The sequence below is a fragment of the Streptomyces piniterrae genome (genome assembly GCF_005048155.1).
GTDB lineage: Bacteria > Actinomycetota > Actinomycetes > Streptomycetales > Streptomycetaceae > Streptomyces > Streptomyces piniterrae.
On record NZ_SUMB01000001.1, the window covers coordinates 690,952 to 707,423 of the forward strand.

The 16,472-nt window shown below is 71.8% G+C and carries 10 protein-coding genes and 1 pseudogene; 2 read left to right on the plus strand and 9 right to left on the minus strand.

All coding sequences use genetic code 11. The annotated features are described in order from the left end of the window. Nucleotides 1–109 precede the first annotated feature (109 nt). Together FCH28_RS02940 and FCH28_RS02945 are read left to right on the plus strand one after the other, a co-directional pair. Entirely contained in the window at nt 110–580 is a 471-nt protein-coding gene (locus FCH28_RS02940) for a MarR family winged helix-turn-helix transcriptional regulator (RefSeq protein ID WP_136738055.1), read from the plus strand. 241 nt (nt 581–821) lie between these two features. Beyond that, nucleotides 822–1,019, plus strand: a pseudogene (locus FCH28_RS02945) (4-hydroxy-2-oxovalerate aldolase); the annotation flags it as partial. 234 nt (nt 1,020–1,253) lie between these two features. Here FCH28_RS02945 and FCH28_RS02950 read toward each other — a convergent pair. The 9 genes from FCH28_RS02950 to FCH28_RS02990 form a co-directional block, all read right to left on the minus strand. Next, nucleotides 1,254–1,916, minus strand: coding sequence for a hypothetical protein (locus FCH28_RS02950; RefSeq protein ID WP_222852379.1), 663 nt, complete (start codon nt 1,914–1,916; stop codon nt 1,254–1,256). Between the two features lie 108 nt (nt 1,917–2,024). Next, the gene (locus FCH28_RS02955) at nt 2,025–2,819 is read right to left on the minus strand and encodes a thioesterase II family protein (protein ID WP_246102305.1); all 795 of its coding nucleotides are present in this window, start codon (nt 2,817–2,819) and stop codon (nt 2,025–2,027) included. After that, on the minus strand, nt 2,816–3,673 hold the full coding sequence (fabD, locus tag FCH28_RS02960) for an ACP S-malonyltransferase (RefSeq protein WP_136738056.1): 858 nt from the start codon (nt 3,671–3,673) through the stop codon (nt 2,816–2,818). The genes FCH28_RS02955 and fabD overlap by 4 nt, the downstream gene beginning before the upstream one ends. Beyond that, a complete protein-coding gene (locus FCH28_RS02965; RefSeq protein ID WP_136738057.1) occupies nt 3,670–4,176 on the minus strand; it encodes a flavin reductase family protein in 507 nt (168 codons plus the stop codon). The genes fabD and FCH28_RS02965 overlap by 4 nt, the downstream gene beginning before the upstream one ends. Continuing rightward, entirely contained in the window at nt 4,173–5,219 is a 1,047-nt protein-coding gene (locus FCH28_RS02970) for a MupA/Atu3671 family FMN-dependent luciferase-like monooxygenase (RefSeq protein WP_136738058.1), read from the minus strand. Before FCH28_RS02970 ends, FCH28_RS02965 begins: the two co-directional genes overlap by 4 nt. A gap of 31 nt (nt 5,220–5,250) precedes the next feature. Beyond that, entirely contained in the window at nt 5,251–6,522 is a 1,272-nt protein-coding gene (locus FCH28_RS02975; RefSeq protein ID WP_136738059.1) for an MFS transporter, read from the minus strand. Next, entirely contained in the window at nt 6,522–8,090 is a 1,569-nt protein-coding gene (locus FCH28_RS02980) for an amino acid adenylation domain-containing protein (protein WP_136738060.1), read from the minus strand. Before FCH28_RS02980 ends, FCH28_RS02975 begins: the two co-directional genes overlap by 1 nt. Then, a complete protein-coding gene (locus FCH28_RS02985; protein ID WP_136738061.1) occupies nt 8,087–11,548 on the minus strand; it encodes a beta-ketoacyl synthase N-terminal-like domain-containing protein in 3,462 nt (1,153 codons plus the stop codon). Before FCH28_RS02985 ends, FCH28_RS02980 begins: the two co-directional genes overlap by 4 nt. Continuing rightward, entirely contained in the window at nt 11,545–16,452 is a 4,908-nt protein-coding gene (locus FCH28_RS02990) for a non-ribosomal peptide synthetase (RefSeq protein WP_136738062.1), read from the minus strand. The genes FCH28_RS02985 and FCH28_RS02990 overlap by 4 nt, the downstream gene beginning before the upstream one ends. Nucleotides 16,453–16,472 lie beyond the last annotated feature (20 nt).

A 16,472-nucleotide genomic window follows, 5' to 3' on the forward strand; every position in this document is an offset into this window, starting at 1 on the left:
TTTCAACTCAATGCTAGGCCGGTAGAACTTGAATCGTCAAGTAACTCGACTTGAACGTTCAAGCCAAGGGGGTGGGTATCCGGGTTGAGGGTTCAAGTTAAAATGGGGCATGAGCGCAGACGAGCCCCGCTGGCTGGACGACGACGAGCAAGCGACGTGGCTGGCCCTGGTCAGCACCGCGGTGCGGCTTCCGGCCGCTCTGGACGTTCAGCTTCAGCGCGACGCAGGGATCAGCCACTTCGAGTACCAGATCCTGGCCGGGCTCTCCATGAGCCCCGAGCGCAAACTGCGGATGAGCACCCTCGCCGACTTCGTCGACGGCTCGCTCTCCCGGCTCTCCCATGCAGTCAAACGCCTGGAGAAGGAGGGCTGGCTCTACCGCACCGCTGACCCCGCCGATGGTCGCTTCACCCTTGCGGTACTTACCGATGAAGGCTGGGGCAAGGTCGTGGACGCCGCCCCCGGCCATGTCGCGGAGGTGCGCCGCCTGGTGCTCGATCCCCTCACCAAGGCCCAGCAGAAGCAGCTGCGCGAGATCGGCCGCCGCATCAACAACGCCATCGGTCCCGACAGTCCCTGAGCCGGGCCGGCAGGCTCGCCATCGGATCAGGGTGTACCCCGGCCGGCCGTGGGGAAGCCCGCGCGGCTTCGGCGTCGTGCCAGTACTGTGCGGCGTCCAGTCGGCCGTCCTGGTCGCGGTGGTCGTTCAGGGGCAGGCCGAATCGGACGATCGAGGGTCGACACCGGGCGGCGGGGTTGCGGTCGGCGGTGGGCAGCCGATCCAGCGCCGCCGGCGCGGCCCGGCAGGTCGGAGCGTCGAGGACCGCGAGACCCTCACCCTCGGCTACGCGGGCGTGTACTCCAGCTTCCTGCGCCATGCCGAGACGGCCGCCCGCCGCCACGGCATCGACGTCCGCGCGATCCTCATGGAGGTCGGTCGCCGCAAGCTGGTCGGCGGCCAGGAAGACATGATCACCGACATCGCCCTCGACCTCGCCGCGGCCCGCACCACCGCCTGACTCGCGGGTGGCCGCCGGGATCAGCAGGCTGCTCCCAGCCGAGTGGAAGAAGCGCTCTGACCGGCCCCAACAGGTATCGGGTGGTGCAGAGTTGGTGCGCGACGCCTCAGTCGGTCTGGACAACGCAGCGGCCCAGGTGGGGATTCACTCCCTGACCTGGGCCGTAGTAGTTGGAGCGGGTGACAGGAAGCCCCACCCTGTGTACGCACGGGGTGGGGCAAGTCCCGTTGGTCGTCACACCATGGGGATCAGGAGTGCGGGAAGGTGGCCGACCTGAACGGCTGCCTGGTCGATGGACAGGCCGCAGTAGTTGCCGACGGCAGTGAACACCGCTTCGGGCAACCGAGGCCCGTGCTCCTCGTAGTACGCCACTACGGCGGCTTCGCCCACGTCCCCGATGGCCGGGAACACCGCGCCCGCCGCGTGGAGTGCCGCGTCCAGAGCGGAGGCCTCCCCCGTGTCCTCCCCGAATTCGGCCCGCAGGACACGCCCGTCACCTGGCGCATGGACGATCATCTGCGGTGGGCTCCACCGGTTCATCGTCACGCAGACGATCTCCTCGTCCGGTCCGGACCGCATCGAGACCACCTTTCGGCAGCCGGTGGACCACGTCGCCATGCCCCAGTCTTCCAGCACGTACACCCAGTCCCCGCAGGTGCCGTACATGGCGCGATGGACGTGAGGTGACTGATCGCCTGGTCGCCTCGTCGGCACGGTGATGTCCTTGCACGGGGTGCGGGCGGCCAGCTCGTCGAGGTCGGCGCCCAGGGCGACAAGGAACTCGTCCGCGTCGAGGCCACGGGCGCAGGTCAGCGATATCCCGCCGAGCATTCCGGGCAGGGCGGCGGATCTGTCTGTGGTGCTGTGTGCGCCTGTCCAGGCGATCCCGTGAGACATACCCGTCAAACTACTGACCCTGAATTCGTGTTGATGCCGGTCAGCCGTCCCTGACCAGGCTGGTTCCGGCGAGGCAGCCGTCGACCAGGTGTCAGGGTTCGGGCTCCCTCAACCCGCGACGTGTGGCAGCAGGGCGCCCACCTCCAGTTCGATCTGAGCGACGAGCGACGCTTCCTGCCCCTGGAAGTAGAAGTGGCCGCCCGGGAACAGGTGCTGCCCGAGAAGCCGTTGCGCGCCCTCGGCCCAGGCCATCAGCAGGTCTACGGGGACCACGGTGTCGTCTTCCCCGCCGAAGAGCGAGAGCGGGACGGTCACGCGACTCGCGGCCCCGGAGTGCGGCTGCCACCTCTCCGCGACGGTGAAGTCGGCCCGCACCCGTGGCTCGAAAACCGCCCAGACATCGTCGTCCTCGAGCAGGGCGGGCGGTATCGCGCCCATCTTCCCGAGCGCGGCGCGTAGTTCGGGGCCTGGCATGGAGTGGAGTCGCAGGTGATCGGGAGCATTGGTCTGGTACGGCGCCTCGCACGCCGAGACTCCCAGCCAGACGGGGGCGGGTAGTCCGTGCTCCGCGAGCTGGACGGTCATCTCGTAGGCGACCAGCGCTCCCATACTGTGCCCGAACAGCGCGAAGGGCCGGTCGAGCAGCTCCTCGACATCTTCGAGGAAGAAGTCGGCCAGCTCCGGGGCGCTCTCGTACGCCGGCAGATTGCCGAGCTGGCCACGTCCTGGGGCCTCCAGCAGGCAGATCTCCCAGTCCTCGGGGAAGAGCGGCGCCCACGCGGAGTACACCAGGTGCGATCCGGCCGCGTGGTGCAGCATGAACAGTCGCACCGCGGGATCGGCCACCGGGCGCGGGCGGATCAGCGAGACGCTGTCCGTGGCCGGTGCGGCGAGGTCGGTCATGACGGATCTCCTCGGTGTGAGCGGAGTGCCCGCAGCATGCGGGTCAGGGTCTGGCCTGCGCCGATTTCCAGGAACTCGGCGTCCGGCGTATCCAGCGCCTCGACGGTCTTCCGCCACAGCACCGGATGGTCGATCTGGCCGATCAGCAGGTCGGCGATTCCGGTTTCCGGATAGGGCCGGGCCGTCCGGTTGGCGATCACGGGGAAGGCGGGGGCGGCGAGTGTGAGGGAGCGGAGCGCGGGGGCGAACTCCTCGGCTGCCGAGGTCATATGGCTGGTGTGGAAAGGGCCACTGACATCCAGTCGGCGAACCGCGCGTGCGCCCGCGTCGAGGAGGAGGGTGGCGGCTTCCGCCAGCCCGTCCGCCGGCCCGGCGATCACAGTCTGGTCCGAGGTGTTGAGATTGGCCACCTGGATGGCGTCGAGCCCTGCCCTGCGCAGGACCAGACGCAGCACCGCGTCGTCGAGGCCCAGCACCGCCGCCATGCCGCCGCCGGCGATACGGGCCATGGCACGGGCCCGTGCCACCACCAACCGCAACCCCTCTGCGAATCCGAACACCCCGGCTGCCTCAAGGGCGTTGTACTCGCCCAGGCTGTGGCCGATGGCCACGTCGGGGGCGGACCCCTCGGCGCGGGCCGCGCGGAGAGCCAGCGCATTGACCACATACACGGCGGGCTGGGTGTACTCGGTGCTGCCCAGGCGACTGTCCGGGTCGTCCAGGCACAACTGCCGTATCGAATGGCCGAGGATGTCATCGGCTTCCCGTACCAGCTCGGGAAAGCGGCCGAACAGCTCCCGCCCCATGCCGGCGTGCTGGGCTCCCTGGCCCGGGAACATGAAGATGCGTGTCATGTGCGTTCCTTGCTCTCGTTCGCCGGTGCGGGCACCAGGCGACTGTCGTGGAAGAGCAGCGGCGGCTCCTCGGACAGCACGTCGAATGCCTCGACGTTTCCCAGGACCACCGTGTGGTCACCGGCCGTGTGGGTCGCGCGCACCGAGCAGTCGAAGTAGCCGACGCCGTCGAGGAGGACCGGCGCGCCGGAGTGCGGGCCCGGCTTCCACGGCCGTCCCACGAATGCCTCCTCGCCGTCCGGACGGTCGGAGGCCGCGAACCAGCGTGCGTCGCGGCTCTGGCGGGCGGAGAGCACGGTGACCGCGAACGCGCCGCTGTGCAGGATCAGCGTCCGCAGCCGGGAGTGCTGCCCGAGCGCCACCATGATGATGAGCGGGTCCATGGAGACGGTGGTGAAGGCGTTGACGGTCGTCCCGTGCGGTCGGCCGTCGAGCGTGCCGGAGACCACCGTCACGCCGGTGGGGAAGCGGCCGGCAGCGCGCCTGAAGTGACGGTGCGTCATGAAAGCTTCCGCAGTTCGTTGAGGTGGACCAGGCCGTCGAGCACGACGTCGGTCGGAAGTCCGAAGTCGATCAGACAGGCGACCTCGTCCACGCCCAGCCCGCGCAGCCGCTCCACGATGGGCTGGGCCTTGGGCACCGTGCCCAGGAGGCCGCCGTCGTCGTAGTAGCGGTCGAAGGCCCTGTCGACGAGGAACTCTACGTCCTTCTCGCGGAGCCGGGATGGGTCGATCTTGCGGGCACCGGCCACTCCGGAGCCCAGCAGCAGCCCGAGGGAGCTGCGCAGATAGGCACGTAGCGGCTCACGCACCAGCTCCCGGGCGGTGTCGTCGTCCTCGCCCAGGAAGGTGTGCACCATCAGGACGACATGGCCGGTCCAGCCGTCGGCCTCGGGCCGCGCCGCGACCGCCTCACGGTACGCGGCGATCTTCGCCGCGAGTTCGTCGAGGTCCTGGCCGAGAAGATGCGTCAGCACACCGGCGCCCATGCTGCCCGCATTGCGGAACGTCTCGACACCTCCGGCGCTGGTGATCCACAGCGGTAGCCGGCGCTGCACCGGCGGTGGGTAGGCGCGGACCTTCTTCTCCTCGCCCGCACCGTCCAGCACCGTCATCTCCTCGCCCCGCCACAGCGCCCGGACCTGCTCAGCGGTGTCGAGCATGAGCTGCCGGCGGTTCTCGTACGCCTCGCGGCGCAGCGCGAAGTCGACCGCGTGCCACCCGGAGGCAAAGGCGAGACCGACCCGGCCGCCCGAAATGTTGTCGACGACCCCCCACTCCTCCGCGATCCGCAGCGGATGGTGGAGAGGGGCGACGACACTGCCCGCGCGGATGCCGATGCGACGGGTCGCCGCCGCGATGGCTGCTCCGGTCACGGACGGGTTCGGGTAGAGCCCCCCGAAGGGGTGGAAGTGGCGTTCCGGGGTCCACACGGCGGTGAAGTCGTTCTCGTCGGCGAACCGGGCTCCCTCTAGCACCAGGTCATAGCGGTTCCCGCTGTCCGCCGCGCCGCTGTCGTCACCGAAGTAGAACAGGCTGAAATCCATAGGGGTCCTCCCCATGTCGAAGGGCAGCGGCTCAGGCGGAGACCGCGTCCGGGGTCTGCGAGTCCTCGTGGGGCTCTTGGTGCTGGGGCGTTCTCGTACGCTGCGCCCACCGCGCGACCGCCGGCGTGGCCAGTCCTCCGGCCAGCAGGACCCCCGCGAAGAGCAGCCAGCCTGGCCAGCCCCAGCCGACGATGACCGCCGTGGCGAGGAGCGGAGTGACCGCCGCGCCGACCCGTTGGGCGAGGCCGAACAACCCCTGGTACTGGCCATGGGCGTGCGCCGGAGCGAGCTCGTACGACAGGGCCCAGGAACCGGCGGAGTGCAGCATCTCGCCGAACACATGGATCAGCGCACCGGCCAGCAGACAGAGGACCGCCACCCATACGGGTCGGCCGGCGGCCACTGCGAACAGGGCGCAGCAGACTGCGAGGAGCACCCCGGATCTGCGCATGGCCCGGGCGCCGCCTGCCACGTCCTCGGCCCCCTTGCTCATCCGGACCTGGAACAGCACGCAGACGACCGTGTTCAGCAACATGATCGCCGCGTAGACGGAGACCGGCGCCTGCGTGCGGTCCGCGATCCAGATGGGCAGAGCCACGGTCAGGAGCGCGTCGGTGCCCAGCACGAGCACCGCGTTGAGGAAGGCGACCGCAAGGAAGGGAAGGTCTGCGAGAACGTGGCTGCCCTTGGCGTCCTCGGGCCTGGCGGCCGCCTCCGTCCGCGGCAGTCTGAGGCAGAGCAGGCCGGCGACGGTGAACAGCACACCGCTGGTGAGCAGCAGGGCAGTGAAGACCACCGCGGTGTTCACCGCCAGTGCCGCGCCTCCGAGCAGGGTGCCCAGGGAGAGGCCGACGTTGATGACGGACTGCAGATAGGCGCGTGCTTCCACCCGTTCGGACGGCGGCAGGGCGTCGGCGATGAGTGCGCCACGGGCAGCCGCACTGGCGGAGTCCGCCATCGCGGACAGGCTCACCACGACCAGGAAGCCGGTGAATCCACCGACGAGGGTGTAGCCGCACACCGCGATGCCCTGGAACACACCGAACACGATCGATGTCGTACGCGAGCCCAGGCGGTCGGACAGCTGCCCCGCCGGAATGCTGACGAGCATGGCCAGGACGGCCGAGACGGTCAGTCCCAGGCCGACCCGCTGCGAAGGGATGTCCACCGTACGCAGGAAGTACAGGACGGTGACGGAGAGCAGGAAGCCATTGGCGACGGTCCGTGCGAGGTTGCTCACCGCGAGGATGCCCACGACGCCTCGGCGCGGCTTCAGATCGCGCAGGATCGACAGCGCGCCCATCAGGCGGCTCCCGTCCGTACGTCGAAGGTCCGCCGCAGCGCCGGGCGGTCGATCTTGCCATTGGGGTTGAGAGGGAGCTCCGCCAGGTGCTCGAAGCGCCGCGGCACCATGTGCACCGGAACCTGCTTGCGCAGCCAGAGCATCATGTCGGCGGGCCGCTGCTCCTCTCCCGTGTAGCAGGCGACGAGTTCGGTTTCCGTCGCGCCCGCGACCGTGACGACGACCGCGTCGGTCACTCCGGGGCGGCGCCGCACGGCGGCCTCGATCTCGCCGAGTTCGATGCGGTAGCCGCGCAGCTTGATCTGATTGTCGAGCCGCCCGAGGTGCACCAGGGTGCCGTTCTCGTGCCGGACGCGGTCGCCGGTGCGGTAGTAGTGGGCAGGCGTGAGACCGCCCTCCCCTTGATAGACCTCGGCCGGGGCGCCGGAGGAGGGGTCGTAGGAGAGGAACCGGCCGTTGTCGTCCGCGGGATCCAGGTAGCCGTCGAAGCGCTGGGAGCCGCGGATGCAGAGCTCACCCTCGCTCGCCGGCCGTCCTTCCTCGTCCAGGACGACATGCTCCAGGAAGTCGTAGACCGGACCGATGGGTACCGTGTCGTTGGAGGTCCCGGGCCATGCCGCCGGGTCCCGGGGGAGCCGGAACTCGGTGCACGCGACGGTGAGCTCGGTGGGGCCGTAGACGTTCTCGATCACCGCGTTGGGCGCGGTCTCGCGCCACAGCCGCGCCTGGTGGTACGTGAGCTGTTCACCGATGAAGATCCCGTACCGCAGCCCGGTGGCCATGCCCGGTGGCAGGTTTCCGAGCCCCGCCGTCACCGACACCACGGAGGGCACCGAGAACCAGTGCGTGATGCCCCGTTCGACGAGGTAGTCGACCGGCTTCAGCAGCTCGGTGCGCTGCGGCACGACAAGGGTCGCACCGGCGCCCCAGGTGACGAACACGTCGAAGACCGAGGGGTCGAAGGTGAAGTCGAAGGTGTGCGAGATCCGGCAACCGGGACCGACCTCGAAGCGCTCTATGTTGTGGCCGATGTAGGGCGCGAGGTTGCGGTGGCGGATCGGCACCCCCTTGGGGCGCCCCGTCGATCCGGAGGTGAACAGGACGTAGGCGATGTCGTCCGGCGTGGTGGCGTACGGCGGCAGGTCCCCCGCGGGTTCCAGTGCCCAGGTCTCGTCGTCCGTCAGCCGAAGTACCGTTCCGGTGAAACCCTCACCGAGCACCGGGAGTTGGGGTGCGCCGTTGTCGTCGACGATAAGCGCCTCAACCCCCGCGAGCTCGCAGACCGACTGGTTTCGCTGTGCCGGATACGTGGGGTTGAGCGGGGTTACCGTGGCCCCCAGCCGCAGTGCGGCGAGGTATCCGGCGAAGGCGGTCAGGCTGCGTGAGGCGAGCAGGGCGACACGGCGGGGCGCACCGCCGTGGGCGCGGACGAGGCCACCCGCGACGGCGTCGGCCCGCCGGTCGAGTTCCCGGTAGGTCAGGGCCCTGTCCTGTATCTCCAGGGCGACTGCGTCGGGCGAGCGATGCAGGGTGCGGCGGAACCATTCGTACAGGGTGCGGTCGGTCATCGAAGTCCTTGCGTGCGGGTGTGCTCTGCGAGTAGTTCGGCGAACGCCTGGTGGTGCGCGGCTGCGAAGTCGAGGCAGCGCCACAGCAGCTCCCGGCTGGGCGCCGGATCGTGGCCGCCCCGGGCGAGCCAGGCCGACCAGGCGTGGGCTTCCAGCCGCCCGCCGCCGAGGGCGAAGCGGCTCAGCCGTCGTGGCGCCAGCGGATCGAGCGCTTCGTTCTCCCGGTCCAGGGCGTGCAGCGCCACGGCGCGCTGCCACTGCCTGTCGGGCACGGTGCGGGTGGCGCGGCCGCCCCCGGCCAGCAGCTCGCACAGCGATGCGGGGGTGACGGGCGTCTCGCCGGCCAGGTGATAGGCGCGACCCACCGAGCCCGGCGCGAAGGAGAGTTCGGCGACGGCGCGTGCGGCGAGATCGACCGGGGTGACGGCCATGGGCCGGTCGTCGCGCGGGTGCATGCCGACGGCCAAGCTGCCGGCCAAGAGCTGCCAGAGGGGATCCGTCGGGTCGCAGGCGCCATTGCCGGTCGCGCCGAGCAGCAGTCCCGTACGGAACACCCGGACGCGCATGCCGTCCTCCTCGGCGCGCTCCAGCAGCCGTTCGGCCACCCAGGCGACGGTGGCGGGCCCGTCCATCACGGGTTCCAGGGGCTGATCGCGGTTTTCCCGGATGGCTCCCTCACCGCCGAGCGCGGTACCGCACGCGGCCAGCGACGACACACAGCTGAAGTCCTGGACACCGCGCTTCCGCATCCACGTCAACAGGTCGGCCAGCGGCAACAGCGCCTCGGTACGCAGCTGTGCGTACGATCCGGTGCGCCCGACGGGCTCGGCGCGGTGCACGACCCGGCCGATACGGGCACCGTCGTGCCGTTCGAGCAGCTCGCCCAGGGCCGCGGGCCCACCCAGCAGCAGCCGCACCCGCTCGGGGTCGGGCTCCGGCAATCCGGCCGCGGCGGCTCGGGTGCGCAGCAGCTCCCGCCCCTCCCGCTCGCCGTCGGCCGGTACGACGCAGTGCACTCGGCCCTGGCTGGTCCTGAGCAGTTCGTGCAGGACAAAGGTGCCGAGCAGGTCCGTGGCCGTGGTGAGCAGGGTGTCCGGGGCGTCGGCGCGCGGCGCGGTGGAGGGCTGCCCCAGGTCGAGTGCGAGATCGGCGTTGAGCAGGTCGGCCTCGCCGTCCTGCGCCTCCACGGCCGTCCCGGTCCCGGTGGCCGCCTCGCCGCCGTCGGGCTTCAGCCCGGTGACGACGCGGGCCAGTCTGCGGACGGTCGCCTGGCTGCCGCCCGCCCGGAACACATTGACCGACACCCCGTGGCGTCGCTGGACCGCCGCCTCGATGCGCATCGCGGTGAGGGACTCTCCGCCGAGTGCCCCGAACTCGTCGTCGAGCCCGAGGGTGTCGACTCCGAACAGCTCCCGCCACAGCCCCAGCAGGTCGGCCTCGACGGGGTCGTCGGAGGCCGGCGCCGCGGCCTCGGCGGACCGGTCGTCCGCCGCCGCGGGTTTCGCGACGGCCGCGGGCGGCACCGCGAGCGGGGGGAGCCGGTCCAGGGCCCAGTGGCGGGTGCGGGTGAACGGGTAGGTGGGCAGGGCCACTCGTCGGCCGCGGTCCCCGGCAAGGGCCTCCCAGTCGACGTCGGCGCCGTGCAGCCATGCGACGGTGACCGCCTCGGCTGTCCGGTCGGCGAGCGCCTCCGCGGACCCGTCCGGGTCCAGGACGTGTTGTCCCGGCGCGGGCTCGGCGTCACCGATGACCACGGTGAAGCAGCCCTCGGGGCCGGGCCGGTCCGCGGTGTCCGTCACCACCTCGCAGCGGCCCCGCAGCGCCCGGGTCAGCCGCTCCACGAGCGGCCCGTGCACGTCCTCGCCCCCGGGCACGACCACGCGTACGCGGCGCACCGGGCGAGGCGTGCCGGGCGCCTCCTGTCGCAGCGCCTGCGGCAGGAGTTCGGGGGCCGCGGTCACCACCCGTCGTTCGGCGAACGAGACCCGTCCCACCCGCAGTGTGTGGGCGGCGTCTGCGGCGGGCACGGCGCCGCCTTCGAGCGCATCGGCCATGTCGCGGGCCAGCGTGTCGAGTTCACCGGTGGTACGGGCGGAGAGCACCAGGCTGACCCGCTCGCGTTCGGGGGCCCGCCCCCGGACCGGGGCGGGCGGCGGCCCCAGCACGGCGGTGGCGTTGGTGCCGCCGAGCCCCATGGAGTTGACGAGCACGAAGCACTCGCCGTCCGTGACGCGCCCCGGCTCCGCCGAGATGGTGAACGGACTCTCGGCCAGCACTCCCGGGCTCCGCGGGCGCTCGTACAGGGGATGCGGGGGCAGCTCACCGGTGCGCGCCACCTGCACCGCCTTGATCAGTCCGGCGATGCCGGCGGCCGGGCCGCAGTGTCCGACGTTCGCCTTCACCGAGCCCAGGCCGCAGTAGCCGGTGCGCGACTCGGCCGGGTCCTTCCCGGCCCCGACTCCCTCGGTCAGCCCGCGCAGTTCGATCTGGTCGCCCAGCGGAGTGCCGGAGCCGTGCGCCTCGACGTACCGCAGCCGGCTGCCCCGGATTCCGGCGACATCCAGGGTCGCGGCGATCACGTCGGCGAGTCCGGCGGGGCTGGGGGCGGTGAACCCGGAGCGGGCCGAGCCGTCATTGCCGACCGCCGTGCCATGGATGACGGCGAGGACCGGATCCCCGTCGGCGAGCGCGTCCCCCAGCCGCCGCAGGGCCACCGCACCGACGCCCGAGCTGAACGAGGTGCCGGTGGAGCGGGCGTCGAAGGGCCGGCAGTAGCCGTCGCGCGAGGAGAGCCCGCCCGGCTGGTACCGGTAGCCGAGCAGTGGCTCGTTGACGGAGGCACCGCCCGCGAGAGCCAGGTCGCACTCGCCGGACAACAGGCTCAGCACCGCGTAGTGCACGGCGGTCAGCGCGGAGGAGCAGGCGGTCTGCACACCGATCGAGGGACCGCGCAGCCCCAGCTTGTAGGCCACCCGGGAGGACAGGAAGTCCCCCAGCCCGCCCAGGTGCAGCGCCACGTCGTCAACGGCGGCGGTGACTCCGCCCTCCAGGGCGCGGCCCGCATGCAGCGCCGTCATGTACGTACTGGGGCTGCATCCCGCGAAGACACCGGTGACGCGGGGGCTGCCCTTGGGGGGACGGCCCGCGGATTCCAGCGCCTCCCAGCACACCTCGAGGAAGATGCGCTGCTGCGGATCGGTGGCGTCCGCCTCGGTGGGGGAGTAGCCGAAGAACTCGGCCGCGAACTCATCGGCCCCCGGGACACCGGCGGCCCGTTTCACGTAGTCGGGTGACTCCAGGACCTCGTCGGTCAGGCCCGCCGCTCTCAGCCGGCCGGGATCGAGGTCACGGATGGCGACCCGGCCCTCGGCGATGTTGCGCCAGAACTGCTGGGGGTTCCAGGCGTCGGGGAAGCGGCAGCCGGCCCCGATGACGGCTATCGCGGTGTCATCGCTCACGCGTCGCGCTCCCCGTCGGTGCCGGCGGACGGGCGCCGTGCCCCGGCCAGCAGGTGGCCGCGGCCCGTCGTGCGGGACGTCGCGGTCTTGTGCGGGGTCTCCCGCACCGGCTCCTCGGCGTCGCCGTCCCGCCCGGCGAGGAACGCGGCCTGTGCCCGCACCGTGCTGTGCTGGAACAGGTCGGCGGCGTCGATGTCGGTGTCGGAGAGCCCGGACAGCCGGTCCAGGAGGACGATGAGCAGCAGTGAATCACCGCCCGCCTCGAAGAAGTTGACGTCCTGCGCCACTTCGGGGACGTCCAGCACCTCGCACCAGGCGGCGGCCACCTGGGATGCCAGGTCCTGGGTCTGTGCTTGGGCGGTGGGGAGCACGGGGGCCTCCAAGTCGGTGGTGAGATCGCGGGCGGCGTCGGCCAGCCGGTTCAGCAGCCCGTCGACGGTCGATGCGTCGAAGAGCGCGGTCGCATAGGTCAGGGACAGTTCGAGGCGGTCGCCGCCTCCGGTCGCATTCAGCTCCAGCTCGTACTTGAGCTTGAGCGCCGGCGGCCGCAGATAGCGGGATTCGGTGGAGTCCGCGAGCCGGGGCGGCAGCGGCATGTCGTCGACCGCGTTGACGTAGAGCGGTGTCACCGCCGGACGGCTCAGGTCGCGTCCGGGGTGCAGGCCCGCGGCCAGCAGTTCGAAGGGCGTGTCCGCGTGCCGGAAAGCGGTCACGGCGGACTCGCGGATCCTGGCGAGCAGCTCCCGCCAGGTCGGCCCGTCGGTCAGATCGGCCCGTAGGAGAAGGGTGTTGACGAACATGCCGACCACATCGGCGCTCCCCGGAACGTCGCGACCGGCCCACGGAAACGCGAACAGGAAGTCCCGCTGGCCGCTCCGCCGGGCCAGGACCGCGGCGAACAGCGCGGTCGCGGTCATGAACGTGGTGCAGCGCAGTTCCCCGGCGACCTCCCGGATCCGGGCCGTCACGTCGGCCGGCAGCAGCAACTCACGGCTGTCCGCGGCCACGTCCTGGATGGCCCCGCGGGGCCGGTCGTGGGGCAGCTCGGCATCGGTGGGTGCGCCGTCCAGCGCCGTGAGCAGCACGTCAGGGCCCTCGCCCGGGTCCGCCGCGGGCGGAAGGGCGGCCGGGTGCGGGGGCTCGGGCAGCACCAGTGGTGCACCGGTGGCCAGCGCGCGATAGGCGATGGCGAGTTCGTCCATCACGATCTCCAGCGACCAGCCGTCGCTGACGATGTGGTGCACGCCGTAGGCCAGGATCGTCCGCTGCTCGCCGATGGCGATCACCTCGCCGCGTGCGGGCGCTTCCGTCGCCAGGTCGAAGGGCGACCAGCAGACCTCCGCCACGCGCGCGTCCACCTGCTCGTCGCTCCAGCCGGTGGCGTCGACGAGTCCGACCCCCGGCGCGGTGCCGTCCGTCCGGTAGCACACGCGGCGCTGCTCGGTGTCGAACGCGAAGCGGGACCTGAGGCCGGGATGGCGGCCGAGGACGGTGGCGAACGCTTCGCGCAGCGCCGCGCGGTCCACGGGGCCGGTGAACTCGACCACGCTCGGCGCGAGGTAGGCCGTGCGCAGCGCCGGCAGCCGGTCGATCAGCCACAGCCGCTGCTGTACGGCGGTGGCGGGGTAGGGCCCGCCCTCGTCGCCGGCGGCGCGGGGCCCCGCCGACGAGGTGCGGCCGCCGTCGCTCTGCGCCGTGAGGCAGCGGGCGAGTCCCGCCACGTTCGGATCGGCCAGGAAGGAGCGCAGCGGAACCGCCGTGCCCCACTCCTCTTCGGCCGCCGCCAGCATGCGGACGGCGAGGAGGGAATGGCCGCCCAGGGTGAAGAAGTCGGCGTCCGGGCCGAGGTCGTCGGCCGCCGGGGCCGCTCCGCCGTTCGCCGCCTCGGCCAGGAACCGGGCCATCAGCCGCGCCGCACGCCGCTGCTGGGGGGTGAGTTCGGCGGGCCGCGTCTCCGCGTGGCGCAACGGCCTGTCCCGCAGCTCCGCCAGGGCCGCGAAATCGACCTTGTCGTTGGCGGTGCGCGGCAGGGCGTCGACGACATACACCTCGGAGGGCAGCACGGCGGACGGCAGCCAGCGCCGCAGGGGCAGGACGACATCCTCGCGGGCGGGCGGTGCCGCGGCCGTGTCCGTCAGCTCGACGTAAGCGAAGAGCTGGGCCGGGGTGCCGGTGGCATGTACGGCGGCCGCGGCGACGGCCGGGTTCTCCTCGATCAGTCTGCGGATCTCGCCCGGCTCGATCCGGTTGCCGAGGATCTTCACCTGGTCGTCGGCGCGCCCGAGATACTGGAGCTGCCCGTCGGGCCGCAGGCGCACCCGGTCGCCCGTGCGGTACATCAGCGCGCCGGGCTCGGTGGCGTACGGGTCGGGCAAGAAGGCCGTTGCCGTCCGTTCCGGCCGCCCCAGGTAGCCGAGCGCGACCCCGATGCCGGCGACATGGAGCTCGCCCGGTATCCCGGCGGGCAGCTCCTCGCCGTGCGGGCCGAGCACATACGCGCGGGTGCCGGGCAGGGGCACGCCGATCGGCGGCGCGCCCTCGTCGTCCGGGTCGACGTGGGCGTACGTGCTGTTGCAGGACGCCTCGGTCGGTCCGTACACATTGCGCACCCGCACGTTCCAGCGGCGGGCGCAGTCGGCCGCGAGCCGACGCGGCAGGGCCTCGCCCCCGGAGTACACGACGCGCAAGGTGGTCGGCTCGCTGTCGGGGGCTTCGGCCTCCAGCATCGCGTGCAGCAGGCTGGGGGTGACCGAGCCGGCGACGGTGGCTCCTTCGGGACCACGGATGAGCGCGAGCAGGGCGCGCGGGTCGCGCCGCTCCACATCGTCCGCGACGATCAGCCGTGCCCCGGCGAGCAGCGCTTCCAGGACGTTGAACGTGGCGGGGTCGAACGCGGTCCCGGCCGTCAGCAGCAGCCGGTCCCCCGAGCCCAGACCACAGTCGTCGGCCCACCAGAGAGCCGTGTTCAGCAGCCCGCGGTGGGGTACGAGCACGCCCTTCGGCCGGCCCGTCGTGCCCGAGGTGTAGATGAGGACCGCCGGGTCGGCGCCATCCGGATGCACGGGTTCCGCAAAGTCGCGGCCGGCGCTGTCGCCGTGGTCCCGCACCTCGTCCAGGCGCACCGGTTTCACGGCGCTGCCGAGGCCGCGGAGCAGTTCGGCACCTGCCTCGTCGACCAGGGCCAGCGAGGCTCCGGTCTCCTCCAGAATGAACTCGATACGGGCCGGGGGCGTGTCCATGGCCAGCGGCACGAAGGCGGCCCCCGACCGCAGCGCGCCGAGCCACCCGGCCACGAGCGCGCCGCCCCGGGAGCACAGCACCGGCACGAACGAGCCGCGGCCCGCGCCGTGCGCCCGCAGATGCCGGGCGACAGCCTGTGACCAGGCTTCCAGTTCGCCCCACATGAGGTCGGTCCCGGCGCAGGTGACCGCGGGAGAGTCCGGGTCGACGACCGCCATCCGGGTCTCCAGCGCTTCGACGACACTACGGCTGCCCGATGCCAGGTCGCGTTCCTCTCCCAGGAGGACTCCCGGTGGCAGCTCGCCCGGCGTGCGCCTGGTGACCGGGAGTTCGCACAGCCGCGCCCCCGGGTCACGGACGGCGGCTTCGAGGAGGACCGAGAAGTTCTCCGCCAGGGCGCGGGCCGTCTCGCCGTCGTAGCGGTCCACGTCATACTCGATCGTGCCGGTGAGGCCCCCCTCGGCCCCGTATTCCAGGACGAGGGAGAGGTCCTGCTTGGCCGTTCCGGTGGGCAGCAGCACCGGGGGCCGCCATCGCGGATCGCCGCCGGTGCGTGGTGCCGGAGCGTTCTGCAGGATGAAGCCGATGTCGGCGAGACCGCCGCTCGCCCGCAGTCCCTCTCCGCCCATCCTGGCCAGGAGCCGGTCGAACGGCAGCCGTTGGTGGCCGAGGATGCGGAAGACTTCGCCGCGCACCTCGGTGCACAGCCGCTCGAAGGTCCACTGCGGATCGGGGCGGCAGACCAGCGGCACCGTGTTGACGAAAAAGCCGACGAGTTCCTCGACCGCTGCATGGGGCCGGTTGGCGGCCACGGTGCTCAGCAGGAACTCCTGCCGCTGTGTCCATCTCTGCACGACGGCCTGGAACGCGGTGAACAGCACGGCGAAGGGCGTTGCCCGGCCCCTCGCCGCCAGCTCCTCCGCCTCCCGGACGAGCTCGGCGGGCAGCCGGAAGACGTACTGCGCACCCCTGCGGTCCCCTTCGGGCACGGATCGCCGCGGCGGGCAGCTGCCCAGGGCGAGTTCCCCCAGCGCGGGCAGCAGCTGCGCGGCCCGCGCGTCGAGGCGCTTGGCGAGAGCCTCCGCATCCTGCGAGGTGCGTTCCCAGGCAGCGAAGTCCGCGTACTGGACGGGGAGTTCGGGAAGGGCGGCCACCCCGCCCGCCAGCGCCTGCTCGTAGGCGACGGCCAGGTCCTCGTACAGCGAGGCCAGCGACCAGCCGTCGACGGCGATGTGGTGGAGGGTCAGCAACATGCTGTCGCCGGCCTCGCCCCCCTGCCACACCGTGCAGCGCAGTGGCGGGGCGGCGGACAGGTCGAACGGGGCGCGGGCGCGCTGCTCCAGTTCTCCGGTGCCGGGTGCACGCCCGGAGATCACCTCGACCGGGACGGGCGTGGGGGCGCCGATGTACTGGACAGGACGGCCGTCCCGCAGCGCGTAGGTGGTGCGGAGGACTTCGTGGCGAGCGACGACTGCTTCGAGCGCCTTCGTCAGGGCCGTCACCTCGACCGGCTCGTTCCAGCGGGTCAGCAGTGGGACGTTGTAGGCGGCCGTTCCAGGGGAGGCCGCGTCGATGTACCAGAGCCGTTCCTGAGCGGACGACAGCGGCGCGACGGTCGCGAATCGGCGGTTCGGGGCAGGCTGTGGCTGAGAATGCTGTGCCATCGGATGGTGTCTTTTCCTTC

What these genes read in the sequence shown, in the direction of transcription:
- FCH28_RS02940 (WP_136738055.1), top strand. Translation starts at nt 110, where the DNA reads ATGAGCGCAGACGAGCCCCGCTGGCTGGACGACGACGAGCAAGCGACG.
- FCH28_RS02980 (WP_136738060.1), bottom strand. Translation starts at nt 8,090, where the DNA reads ATGACCGACCGCACCCTGTACGAATGGTTCCGCCGCACCCTGCATCGC.
- FCH28_RS02990 (WP_136738062.1), bottom strand. Translation starts at nt 16,452, where the DNA reads ATGGCACAGCATTCTCAGCCACAGCCTGCCCCGAACCGCCGATTCGCG.
- FCH28_RS02955 (WP_246102305.1), bottom strand. Translation starts at nt 2,819, where the DNA reads ATGACCGACCTCGCCGCACCGGCCACGGACAGCGTCTCGCTGATCCGC.
- FCH28_RS02970 (WP_136738058.1), bottom strand. Translation starts at nt 5,219, where the DNA reads ATGGATTTCAGCCTGTTCTACTTCGGTGACGACAGCGGCGCGGCGGAC.
- FCH28_RS02965 (WP_136738057.1), bottom strand. Translation starts at nt 4,176, where the DNA reads ATGACGCACCGTCACTTCAGGCGCGCTGCCGGCCGCTTCCCCACCGGC.
- fabD (WP_136738056.1), bottom strand. Translation starts at nt 3,673, where the DNA reads ATGACACGCATCTTCATGTTCCCGGGCCAGGGAGCCCAGCACGCCGGC.
- FCH28_RS02950 (WP_222852379.1), bottom strand. Translation starts at nt 1,916, where the DNA reads ATGTCTCACGGGATCGCCTGGACAGGCGCACACAGCACCACAGACAGA.
- FCH28_RS02975 (WP_136738059.1), bottom strand. Translation starts at nt 6,522, where the DNA reads ATGGGCGCGCTGTCGATCCTGCGCGATCTGAAGCCGCGCCGAGGCGTC.